The organism is Daejeonella sp., from assembly GCF_037719425.1.
Classification (GTDB): domain Bacteria; phylum Bacteroidota; class Bacteroidia; order Sphingobacteriales; family Sphingobacteriaceae; genus Daejeonella.
Genome location: NZ_JBBJNI010000009.1, coordinates 22747 through 35481, shown reverse-complemented (window position 1 = coordinate 35481; position 12735 = coordinate 22747). Strand labels below are relative to the sequence as shown.

Sequence of the window (12735 nt, the reverse complement as noted above, 5' to 3'; positions counted from 1 at the left end):
GGATTCAGGCCGTATCATATGATCCTTCGTCCATGGTCGGATTCGTGTAAAAGGCATTTTTAGCAAATACAACACGGTCAATTCTGACGGATTGTTGTAAGAAGGCACCTGATAATATCCATTTCAATCTGATTTTTCGCGCAATTTTTCCCCTTCACTTTGGGAAGGACGTAACGTAGTATCTTTATTTAAGTTCATTTCCTTTTGGATTCGTGGAGAAGAGTTTTCGGGTGTGATGCCGAATCTGAGCATCCACGAGCGAATTCCTGTTTTTGCTTCCTTCCATAAATTGGTGGGCGGTTTGTAACCGTAAGCTCGGTATTTCCCCGGCTTAACTTTTCCTTTTTGTTGCACAAAGGTTTCGAAGTTATGTACCCAGCTGTCAAAAGTCGCCATAAACTGATCATTCTCAACCACATCTTCTGCTTGATTATCGCTGTATTTCTGTCCCTTTCCCGAGGTCGCGTGCATCCAAAGCTGATCCGGCACCTCTATCCCACCGTATCTGCATTGCCATACCAGTGGTGCATAAGCATCTCTTTCGTTTTCAAACGGTTCAGCATTGCAATCGAAATAGTCCTTATGTTTCAGTATGATGGGCACATTATTTTCGTCCATCTCATCGCCGCCTTCATCACCGTAGCAAAAAAAACCAGCAGTCCTCCCTTCTAAGTGATTGATGCTGAGTTTTTTCCAAAGCTCGGTGTGTTCCAGCGCCATTGCCTTTTCAGGATCTTTATGATCAATGAGCTTTTCATCCGGATTACCACCATTCATGCATACCAATCTGTCAAACATCAGTTTCAAATTGCTGCTGGGAGCGTACCAGTTAATGGGGCCAATTATCGCCCAGGCATCGGCCATGTCTACGCGTGAGTACATATCCATTTCCCACATCAGATCTTTCTCTACCCAGCTGCCTTTTTCATAACAATTGCACGGCCATACACAAAGCGACATTGCAGTAGATACGCAGGCATTGCAGCTTTGAATTTTTTCGCGGCCATAAACGTTTCCGAGGTCCTCGTAGTCTATTTCCCACTCCTGCGGCAACATCTCCGCCATCTTCAGCATGAGGGTTCTGGATTTACCGTCTACACCCGGGCAATTGTATTGTCGTCTGCCAGAACCGGAAATTATCAATATTCTGAATGGGCGTTTTCCAGGGCTTAAATCGGCATTTTTATCATCAGGCCTCATAAATTATAATTTAATTTTACGAATAGTATTTCGGTACAGTTTCAGCAACGAAGCCTGAGACCAGCCCAGATAGTATAGCGTCCAATTTAGGGAAAAATCAATTGCATCGGCAGGGGCCATTCCACTCACCTATTTATGACTAGAGGATATTATCGTTAATTTCTTCAAAGTTTAAAACTACTTTCTCAACTACCGTGAGTTCAGCGATGCACACATTAATTAAATTGATCATTTAAAACCGGGAACTTTCCCGGAGCACCAAGTCGAACATTTTTAATTTCGCCTGTTCCTTCAAAGGAGATTTTGATTCCTACCAATTCTGCTAAATTTTCAGCAACACTTTCTTGAAATATGCGCTTTCCATTAAGTACAATTGTCATCACTTTATTTTGAACCCGGCACTCTACCTTTTGATCCTCTTTAAAGTCACACCCGAATTTTGATAGATCATTTTCTTTTCCGTCAATTGTTCTCTGGCCAGTGGTAAGATATAAGGAAGATATGCATCCTCTGTCGGCTAACGGGATGGTAAAAGCTCCGCCATTAAATAATATAAAAATGTAAATTCGGCGGCACAAAGAGACATTCACAGCGGATGTATTTCTAAGAGTGCCTTCAAATTGAAAATTATCTGCGTTCAACCCGTTAAAAGAACGTACATTAAGAAACCAAGTATTGACGCTATTAAATACATTCAACCCTGTTTTTTCTTTCAAAGTTTCTTTTGAGATACCGATAGCTCCTGTTTTTTTTATCTCCTCATTGCTTAAATATATGGGAACGGGTTCTTGCTCGATTATACCTTTCCACCCTTTAGTTTTTATAAACACTCGTGATTTCTTTAATACTTTTTCGTTCGCTATTAAGCGCGCATTAAAATGTCCCGGATAATAATAAATGGAGGTGAGTGTGTGGTTTTTGGGCGAAATTTTTTGTCTACGCTGCGGATCCCAATTTTGTTGTATAAAAAAACTATCGGCATCAATTTTAGAAACGTCATAATTGAATACAACTGAGTTAGGAAGATTGTCGGTTATTTTTCTACTTACAAATTTTACTGAAGCAGGAGTTTCTGTACTGAGATTATAACTATAGTTTTTGTATATTAAAAACAAAATGACCAAACCTATTATCACTGAGGTGAACACAATTTTAAGTTTTAAAGCACTCTTAGCTCTATTTACCCCTGCTGCTTGTATAACTGGAGAACTTTCTGCAATTGTTACCGAATCTCTCTGAAAACCGCTATATGCAAAAGAATTCCAATTTTCAAAACCGATATATTGTGCAAGTGCATTTAAAGTTGATTTATTGAAAGAGCCTTCGTATTTAATTTTACCCGAAATTCTTTTAAGAGTACTTACACTCAATTTAGTCTTGGTCGCGTCAAAAATTTTATCACTTAAATCTTCAAACTCCTGGTTATTCCAGCCTGAACTGCTTCCCCAACCCAGTTTTTGCTCAAGTAATGACTTGTATCGGTCTAGAAGGTTTCTTTCTTCGGTGCTCATTTAATAGATATTGAACATATTTGAACAAGGTTGACCCGAGGTTGAACAGGTTTTTCAGTATTCGATATTCAATTTTGCTGTACATAAAAATGTAATCAAGATGAAACCTCGAACTTATCAAAGATGGAATTATTTATCAAAAAAAAGTATATGGCTATTTCTTCTAGTTGTATTATGGACCTTTGACTCCTATGCGCAAAAGCGAATCTCCCCGGACTTGTCAAAAACTGTTAAAAGCAAATTCTGGACGGTAATTAACAGAGAAATCAGCTTAAACAATAAAGAAGTTTACCTAAACGGAAAAAAGGGTGCCGGAATACTTTATTTAAACGATTTTTTATTTGGAAACGGCAAAGTAGAGTTTGATGTAAAAGGGAAAGATGAGTTTCAGAAAAGCTTTGTGGGTATTGCTTTCCATATACAAAACGATTCGACCTATGATGCAGTGTATTTCAGGCCCTTTAATTTTAAAGTCCCGGGCAAAGAGGGAAGATCGGTACAATACATTTCTATACCGGGATATGACTGGCCTGAACTGCGCGAAAAATTTCCCGGAAAATACGAAAACAAAGTACAGCCTGTCCCAGAGCCGACCGAGTGGTTTCATGTTGCCGTCGAGGTAAAATATCCATTAATTAAAGTATTCATTAATTACTCGCCTATACCTTCGCTAGTCGTTGAGCAATTAACTGCAAGAAAAATCGGTAAAATAGGATTTTGGGTTGGCAACGGCTCCGACGGATATTTCAGAAATTTAAAGCTGGTTAAAAATTAGGCTTGATCATTGTCAATTTTACTTTTCTCGGTTCTCTTCAGGTAAATCGCTAATAGGTAGCAATTTTTGCAGGTAATTTAACAGCAATTTTTATTTGTCTGGCTGGAATGGGGTTTAATTAATGCCTAATAAGATAGTTATGAGCCACTAAAACAAACAAAGTTGAGGTCCCCTATTTTAAAGCGTTACATGTTTTGTTTGCTTTAGGCTTATTTACTTTATAATTGGTGGCCATAAAAGCAATAAAAAAATATTAAAAACTGAAAAACATAGCTGATTTTAGCCCTTATCATACGGTAACTCTCAATATTTTGTTTTGATTAGTTCTTGCCTTTTGGTTCTTATAAACTTTTATTTTATCGCCTTCACCTACCTCTATTAGATATTTTCCCTCGGCGGCAACTTTTGGGATATAGGTATTGCCTGTTAATCTCAAAACATTGATGACCTCATCCTTTTCTGATAAAATTTTCACGACCTGATTGTTTTTATTAATTACTAGCTCAGGTAATGAATAAAGATTTTTTCTCCCATCATTATCTACTTGGGTTATTGTGTGAGGCCAGCCAGGGTATTGATCAGTTGAAGTTGGCTTGTCAAAATCGGAAAGAAACTTAAAGGCCTCCATTTTAATAGTTCTTTCCTGGGTGTTAAAAGTAACTATGCCGAAGCCGGAAGACTTGTTTTGAGCTTGAATGTAGCGGTTTTTATTGCGCCAGTTATCTTTTGGGTTGCCTACTGCGTAGATATAATTCTTATTTCCAAAAATATCCTGATAGATACCCGTATTTGGCAAATCATGAGCTGGCCGGTCTGTAAAAGGGATTTCTTCCACATCGGGCTCGCCCCATCTGATGTAACCTGTAGAAATAGCAGGAGTACAAAAAGTATAACCTCCATCTCTTATGCCATCTGTACTGTATTGGACGATAAATGGTAAATGCTGATCGCCGTTGATATGAAAAGTATAACCTTTTCTGATAATTTTCACAACTTCATCTCTTTGTTTTTTAGGCCAGCCACCAGAATCCATATCTCCCAACAAAAACGTTTTTTCGTTTCCGTGGTGGGTACCTACATTAGAGAATAACGTTTGGGACAATAAAACTTTCATTTCTGAATTCTTCCAATCCATTACCCAATTTTCTAAAAACTTGATTTGTTTATCGCCCAAAAATTCTAAATCTGCCTTTTCTAATTCTCCTGCAGAAAGTGGTTTGGTAATGTGATCTAACCTTCCGGTACCTTTTCTAACTACCTCAGGGCCAGATTTAAACATTCTATCACTGATAATGGCAAAACTTACACCTCCGTAAACCAAATCAGTATACCATGTAGTAATACCTGATGGTGTAGGTTGCGTATCTGCTGCATCTGGCATGTGCCCACAATTGGCTCTGTGTACGGCATTTACCATTCTTGGCGATTGTACGTAACCACCCTGTGCATCTCTAAATTTGGTGTTCCAATCATCTAAATCAATCGGTGCACCACCTTCTCCCCACAAATTCCCTTGAAAAACATCATGATCATCGGGTGTGCAAATAGTAGGTCTGTTACGCATTACATCACCAAAAGCCCAACCAAACATATACCATTTACCTAAAAAGCTAAGAATACTCTCTTTTGCAGGAAATCTCTTAATGGGGTAGCCTCCGTTTTGTTCATAAATTTGATCACCACTAAAAAACAACATATCCGGGTTGTGTTTAGGTAGATTTTTGGTGAGCGGAGAGTAAGGGTAACCTTGACCTTCTTGACAGGTTAAACCAGCAAATTTTAATTTTTTGTTTTCAGGTTCCTCTCTTATCAAGCCTTCATAAGCATGTTTTTGGTTGTCATTATGATAAACTACTTTAAACTTTACGGGGGCATTGGCGGAGAAATTGCTTAGCTTAAAAATTGCCGAACAAGAATCTTCTTCGATAGTGGCTGTTTGAATTTCTTGCCAGTTTCCGTCTTTAAAAAAATAAAGCATTACCTCCTTATTATCTTGGTTTCCCATGGGTGGCATTTGGGCACTTATCTTCAATACTCTTTTAGAAAGAGTGTACATTGTCCATAAAATGGGTCCAAAAGCATCCTTTTTATTCTCTTGAATTTTACTGCCTTCAAAACTTAGGTTCTTAAACCAAAATTTATCTCCACCTTTCTCGTCGTAATTGTTGATTAAAGCAACCAGGCCATTTACATCTTGATCAAATTTTTGATACCATGTAAAATCTTTACTTTTGGGTGAAGAAGCACACAGTTCTATATTGGATTGGTCGCCTTTTCTGATGATTGAAATCTGGAGTTTGGCATCATCAAAACTAAAACCTGAAGGAAGTGCGTTTTTTTTATCCCCGATAAACAAAAACCCCGAAGAAGAGATACCCGCATCAATGCCATCCCCATAATAACAGGCTGCCTTTACGTCTGCATCATAAACATCTTTTATTCCGACCCTAAAACCTGCTGAGCCACCCTTGTTTTTTTCTGAAATCCCTAAATCTACCTTTGCTGTAAAAGTTCCATCGCCCTGGCTAATTACATGGCTCAATATATTTACCCGAGCGCTTTTTTGCTCTCCAATAAATTCTATTCTACCGTTTTTGGTAGATTTCCAATCTTCCATAGGGATAGCCCAAAAACACGACCCCAACCAAACCCGGTCTTTATTTATATTGAAGGCAACACGTTTAATGGGTTTAACATTTGCAAATAAGCTATCTACGCCACTAAAAGAAACAGTGGTAAATGCTAAGCCTGAGCCTAGCTTTTTTAAAAAAATCCTTCTGTTATCGATCGTCATTATATGTAGTAATTAATGTTTTGGGTTAGGGGTACAAACAAAAAAAAGAATAACGTTTACATATTTTTAGTTTTGCGGACCAACTTTCATTTCATATACCCCATTTTCAATAGCGCCCATATCTGGTGCTTTCCCTTTAAAATCATCACTAAAGTTTGGGATAATTACACCTGCATCTATTGTAGAACTGCCTTTTACAGGAGAGAATACCCACTCTTTTTTCTGACTGAAAGTGAATTTCTGATTGAATAATCCGTTTTTTTCTAATTCTTTACCAGTAAATAACTTATTTGAGCCGGAATAAGCATTGTAATCAAATATCACGTTGTCTTGGGTTTTATTATCATGGAAATTGTCTTTATTGATGTCAAAAATATTGTTCAATAAAGTCATATTAAATTGCGGGCCATTTGAAATTCCACCGTTGGGTTTTAAATGATTGCCAGCACCTAATAATGTATTGTTGAAAATGTAAATATGCCCATGACCTAAAGAGTTTTCTAATTTAAAGCCATTACCTGATGATTTTGGCGTTGGATAATAATATAAATCTGTAAAAATATTCCGCCAGATGTACACCGGGCCGTAATACATGTTTTTGGTATTATTATCTGAGGCTATTGCCTGAAAAACATTTTTAACCACGTTGCCCCAAACTCGTACATTTTTATTGGGTCCTTCAATCTCAATACCATCATCCCAGGCATGACTAATGAGGTTACCATAAATATCTAAATCATCACCAGAGCCATCGGTATCTCCGGTTATTACGTCGTCATAATAATGATTTTCGCTACCCGATATACTGTTATATCTAAAAACGGAATGGTTAACAATGTTATTCAGGTATATTCCTCTGGGCCCATTTGGGTGTGCTATGCGCCAATCGCAGGTATTTCCTCTAGGATTATGTATTCTATTATTCTGAATTACAATTTCTGAACACGTTTCAACATAAATGGCGCCATCTCTTCTGCCTTTGCCATCTTTTTGACAAAAAGTACCTGGCCTTCCCCATTCAAAAATCTCACAATTTTCTACAATAATGTGGTTAGCATTTTTAATATTAAGGGCATGTTGATCTGAGCCGGTGAATCTTAAATTTCTTAAAATTACATAGCTTGCACCTTCTAAATCAACACAGAAAGGTTCGTTATTGGCATTTACTAAGGTTTTGCTTTTCCCACCATCATAAACATGGTAATTGTTTTCTGTTCCTGAAATTACTTTAAATGATTTGCTATCGTTTACCTTGGTTACTTTTCCTTCTGCAAAATGTTCACTCCAGGTTTTTGCAAAAGCTACTTTTTCTCCACTGCCGCCATCCGAATCATGGTAAGTAAGCTTTATTTCATATTCTGTATCTGGGTTTAACAAAACTAAACTTCCACGAAAGCCAATTTTGTCTGTTAAATAATCATTGAAAAGCCGCAATCCTTTTCTCCATTCTCTAGTTCCTTTTTTTCTAAAAACTACATCACAAGTAGCGTTTTGGTTGGCATCTCCTGTAAAGGGTAACTCTAAGCTAATGCTCTGAAAAGTGGTAACGGTGGTAATGGTGGCAGTTTTAAGCGCATTATCTTTTTTAAATGCAAATGCAAAACAGCTTGATAAAGCCAAAATATTTAATAAAGTTCTTGATTTCATGGTTAGTTTTCTGATAATTCAAACACTTTTAAATTACTGTATTGTGCCACCAAAGGCGCCATTTGCCTAAAGCCTATTTTACCACCCTTTAATACCTTCCCTAATTCTTCATTATCTTGATAGTGCAGAATTTTCAGACCATTTATATAAAAAGTGATTTGATTTTCATATTTCACTAGCTTTAAATGATAAGGGGGTTTTGCATAACCCACGTTTGGAATTGGATCTGCACCTTGGCTCACCATGTGAAAGCCATAACTTTTTCTGAGGTTGCAAACTTGCAGTTGTATTTCGATTGGATCTTTTCTTCTGAAATAAGACAAGTGATAGGCGTTTATATCGCCATGATGATACTGACCATATTCGCCAGTTCTTCTATTTAAAGATTTTGCCATCACATCTTCTCCATTTTTTCCTTGTGCTGCAAAGAAAAGAATGCATAAGCCTGGTTGTTTTATGGGGTAAAAATCCCAGGTAATGGCTATATTTTCTGGAAAATGCATGGGGCACCAATACACAAAATTGCTTTTTTGACCTTGAGAGGGGTCTAATTTATTTTGCAATTGTAAACGATTATCTACGAAACTTACCAATGCTTCCCCTTCCATCACAAAGCCCTTTATGTTTTCTGGGGTTGCAAGCGGATTATGGTAAATCAATTTCTCGTTGATGTTTTGACTGGACAAAATGTTGGCACTGGATTTTTTAGCATAACTACCAAAACCCAGCACCAATAACGCTCTGAAAAATGTTGCTCTATCAAACATTCTAGTATTTTAAATTTTTTAATTGTAGAAGGTTTCCTATCTGGTAAGGCGTTCCTCTAGTTTTATGGCCTCAGTAATTTTTTGAGCAAAAAGGCTGTTCTTAAATGCGTTGGGGGCGATTAAAATTTCCTCAAAAAGAATATTTGGTCTTTTACGCTGGGTCTCTTTTCCTATCGACCTAGTGTAAGTAAACGCTGAAAAAATTATTAAAATTATTAACAAACCAGGTCTAGTTTGGCAGGTCATATCGTTAATCCTTAATGGCATATTTTACCAAAATAAATGAATTTATGGACTGCAACTTCACCTTTATCGAGCCATCATTACTGTACTGTACATTAGAATTTGGATTGGCTTTATAAACTTCTTCTATGGATATTTTAGCATTTTTAGGAAGAAAGGTTTTTAAATCCACCGTATCATCATCAGTACTTTCTCTGTAAATAATAAAATATCCTTTGTTTTTTTGTACAGACTGAAAGCCAGTAAAACTCACTCCACTGGGTTCATCTCCTATAGGTTTGATAACGCCTTTATGTATGTCTGCCATTACACTAGTGTATTTATTAACTAGTGGAGCAATTCTGTAAGCTTCCTCAGGTAAATTTGATGATTCTAACCAAGCCAAAGGTTGAGCCATTAGCGTAGTGCCAAAAACGTAATCAAAATTATAATTAGCTGGTGCAAATGGGTCGTTTGAAGGATATTTATTAGCGTTTCTCCATTTATTTAAAAATTCTATTTGAAGCAACTGTGCCGGGAAATACTTAGAAAGCATCCAAAGATTACGCAGTGTTTGGTAGGGGTAATATCTTCCGGAATCTGTGTACCTATTCTCTAAAAACAAGTTGCCCGCATTCCTGAACATAAAATAACCTCCTCTAATGTTTGCAGTACAGTCCAAATTAAAGAATACTTCAGAATTACTTTCTGCTTTTACTTTATCTAAAAATTTAGCAAAGTTAATTTCTGCGGTTTTGGTAACAATCTCTACTCCGTCAATCTTAAAATATTTGATGCCATATTTCTTGTAAATATCCAATAATATATTTGCATCAGACTCCCAAGTCTTGTATTCATTATCGTTTGTGGGATGAAACCATAAGCCCAATTGGATATTTTTTTCATTTGCCGATTTAATAATTTTGCTCCAACCGTTTGGAAAGCGAGAATTATTAGGTTCCCAATCTTTAGCTGTCCAAGCATCCCATAAGGTACTTCCTTTAGTTGCCGAGTTTTGAGATAAACCTTGTTGCCATCCATCATCAATCTGAAAATGAGTAATTCCTAGTCTTTTTGCACCTTCTAACTCATTTAATATAAATTTTTCGCTTATTTTACCATCTTGCCCCCTATCGCCCCAAGTGTTCATCATCACCATTTCATTAACTTCTGGTTTATAAACAATGGAGTTTTTAAGATAATATTTTAAAGAAGTTTGCAAATCGATTTCGCTACTTGGCACACCACAAGTAATGGTGTAGCCTTTCACCCAACCCTCGTGCCCCAATGTATCAGGAAAACCAGAATGAGCAACATCAATCATATCTCTTGATGCATAAAAATCATATCCTGGATATCGGACTTGACTATAAGTATTAGGTGCTTCCTTCAGAACATAGAATTTGCTTTTGCTAACCAAATCAATTGCCATTAACAAATTGCCCGTATACTTTTCTTGCGGGCGATATGGGATAACCTCCATTTCTGAAACAAGGTTGTTGTTGGCATCAGTTATATCTTTAAATTCTACAAATTTCAACTTCCAATGGCGAGAGTGCAGGCTGTAGTGGTCTGCAAATGATCGGGCCGACTCTTTGCCTTCAAAAGAATTTTTAAGACCTGTAGTTCTTATTTTATCAATTTTTGTTTCAAAATCAAGTGTTTTATATTTTAGATACAGATCGGTTGAAATAGCCGCTATTTCTGGATGGATTCTGAAAACGTGTTTGGCAGAAAAGCTTTTATAATTTGAGATAATAGTAACAGCTAAATACGGGTGAAAATGTAAATCATCAGTTACAACCGTAAAGTTTAAACTTTCATTCCCTATAAAAGGATAACCCTTTATATTAAAACTGTTTGCATTATCGGTAAAGGCCAACGTGTTTGAATTCCATTTATCCGTTAAAAAAATTGGGATAATATTACCACTATTCCATAGCCATTTTCTTTGTATCTTGTTATTAGATACTACCAATGTATCATTCTTTAAATAGGCTCTGCAATCTTTATAGGTTTGGTTTGCATAAGCATTGGTAAAGCCAAAAATCATCAAAAACAATGTTGCCTTTAGTTTCATTTATAGTTCGCTTTTTTGATTTTTAAAGATTGGTAATCTTTGCCAATAGCCAAAATAAATAATACTAAGTTTACTATGCTGGAAGTGCATTTGGTATTATTGGTTCTGAATTCGATAAAATAATATCAACATCCCCTGAGACACACCCATACTCCTATTTAAATAATATTAATCATTAAAATGAAAAAAATACATTTATTATTTGCATTCAGCTGCCTACTATTCTCTTGTAGCAGTCAAAAAAAAACAACATTCAGTTCCAATTTTCCTCAAATTAGCGAAGCTATCCAAATCACCAAAAACGGCAAAGAGCATTTTTACGCCAGCTATTATGGTATCACTTCTTTCAACAAAGCAGAAACTTATGCTACTGTATTGGAAACTGAAATTAAGCATGCGTTACCTGATGAAACCCAACCAGCAACGCTGGGTTTGGTAGATATGAAAACTTTTAATTTTATTCCGCTAACCAAAACCTCTGCTTGGAACTTTCAAGAAGGCTGTATGGCGCATTGGCTGGATGATAGAACTATTATCTACAATGATTACCGGAATCATAAAACAGTATCGGTGATCATGGACATTAAAACCAAAAGAGAAATAAAAGTATTGTCTTTTCCAGTAAGCGGGGTTGCTCCAAACGGCGTGGATGCTTTAAGTATCAATTTTTCGAGGCTTAGAATTACCAGAACAGATTATGGCTATGCCGGTGAGGGACAAGACAAACAGGCCGAAGTGGCTTTCCCGGAGAATGATGGTATTTTTATTTGTAACCTTAAAACTGGCAGTAAAAAATTGCTCATAAGCTTTGCACAGATCAAAAATATGGTACCCACCTTTACAAAATCATCTATAGAATATTTTGCGCATACCCGTTTCAATACCGATGGATCAAAAATATTTTGGTTGGCTCGTGGCTTTCCGGAATGGAACACCTCTGCGTTTACAGTTAATAAAGATGGAAGCCAATTGCAACGATCTTTTCCGGATGGCTGGAATGGCTCTCATTATGATTGGTTAAATGAAGACGAATTGATGATTACTGCAAATTACAATGCCGAAAAGTTTGCCCATATTTTATTTACCATCGGACAAAAAAACTTTAAAAAACTAGGTAAAGGAGCCTTAGATTTTGATGCTCACGGCACGTTTTCTCCAAATAAAAAATGGATGGTTACGGATGCTTATCCTAATAAAGTAACAGGAGAACAAAAAATATTTTTAATGAACATGAAAACAGAAGAAGTTAAAATATTAGGTGGATTCATTGAGCCTAAAGAATACTCTAATACCGGAAAATGGAGATGTGACATACATAGCAGATGGAGCCCCAAAGGGAATATTATTGGTTTTAACTCTACCCAAAATGGCAGCCGACAAGCTTACATATTTAGAGTAAAAGAATAGATTTGCCTGTTGGCTACTTGTCTAAATTGTTCTTATAATGTTTAAATTTAAAAGGTTAAACAATGAGTTAATTACTGGCTTGTGTTAAACCGGCTAAAGTATTGAATAATACGATTTGTTAGATTGAAGAAAGAATGGTTAGTAGCTTTCTCGCTGGGCAAAAAGGATTATATCCGAATCGATTCCTCAGTTTGATTAACTTTTATATATTCGTTCACAATGCTAGATGTTTCACAATCAAATTTACTTTTAGGTCTCGTCCTAACGTTTACATCTGCAGTAATCGTTATGGCACAGAAAACAGTGATCAAGGTTGATCCTGGTACTAATTT

Annotated in this window: 8 protein-coding genes; 2 read left to right on the top strand and 6 right to left on the bottom strand. The window is 36.5% G+C overall.

Annotated features, from left to right (window positions below):
- Window positions 1-123: 123 nt before the first annotated feature.
- Window positions 124-1200 carry a hypothetical protein gene (locus WKF69_RS02395; protein ID WP_340379247.1) on the bottom strand — a complete coding sequence of 359 codons (1077 nt, stop codon included), beginning with the start codon at window positions 1198-1200 and terminating at the stop codon, window positions 124-126.
- Window positions 1201-1415: 215 nt separating this feature from the next.
- Entirely contained in the window at window positions 1416-2711 is a 1296-nt protein-coding gene (locus tag WKF69_RS02390) for a hypothetical protein (RefSeq protein ID WP_340379246.1), read from the bottom strand.
- A gap of 100 nt (window positions 2712-2811) precedes the next feature.
- Here WKF69_RS02390 and WKF69_RS02385 point away from each other — a divergent pair, with 100 nt between their 5' ends.
- Complete coding sequence (locus WKF69_RS02385) at window positions 2812-3486, top strand: family 16 glycoside hydrolase (protein ID WP_340379245.1); 675 nt, start codon at window positions 2812-2814, stop codon at window positions 3484-3486.
- 289 nt (window positions 3487-3775) lie between these two features.
- Here the strand turns inward: WKF69_RS02385 and WKF69_RS02380 are convergent, their stop codons facing one another.
- The 4 genes from WKF69_RS02380 to WKF69_RS02365 form a co-directional block, all read right to left on the bottom strand.
- On the bottom strand, window positions 3776-6280 hold the full coding sequence (locus tag WKF69_RS02380) for an alkaline phosphatase D family protein (protein WP_340379244.1): 2505 nt from the start codon (window positions 6278-6280) through the stop codon (window positions 3776-3778).
- Window positions 6281-6346: 66 nt separating this feature from the next.
- On the bottom strand, window positions 6347-7927 hold the full coding sequence (locus WKF69_RS02375; protein WP_340379243.1) for a right-handed parallel beta-helix repeat-containing protein: 1581 nt from the start codon (window positions 7925-7927) through the stop codon (window positions 6347-6349).
- A gap of 2 nt (window positions 7928-7929) precedes the next feature.
- A complete protein-coding gene (locus WKF69_RS02370) occupies window positions 7930-8694 on the bottom strand; it encodes a DUF1961 family protein (protein ID WP_340379242.1) in 765 nt (254 codons plus the stop codon).
- 250 nt (window positions 8695-8944) lie between these two features.
- Window positions 8945-10996, bottom strand: coding sequence for an alpha-galactosidase (locus WKF69_RS02365; protein WP_340379241.1), 2052 nt, complete (start codon window positions 10994-10996; stop codon window positions 8945-8947).
- Window positions 10997-11176: 180 nt separating this feature from the next.
- Here WKF69_RS02365 and WKF69_RS02360 point away from each other — a divergent pair, with 180 nt between their 5' ends.
- On the top strand, window positions 11177-12403 hold the full coding sequence (locus tag WKF69_RS02360; RefSeq protein ID WP_340379240.1) for a hypothetical protein: 1227 nt from the start codon (window positions 11177-11179) through the stop codon (window positions 12401-12403).
- Window positions 12404-12735: the final 332 nt, after the last annotated feature.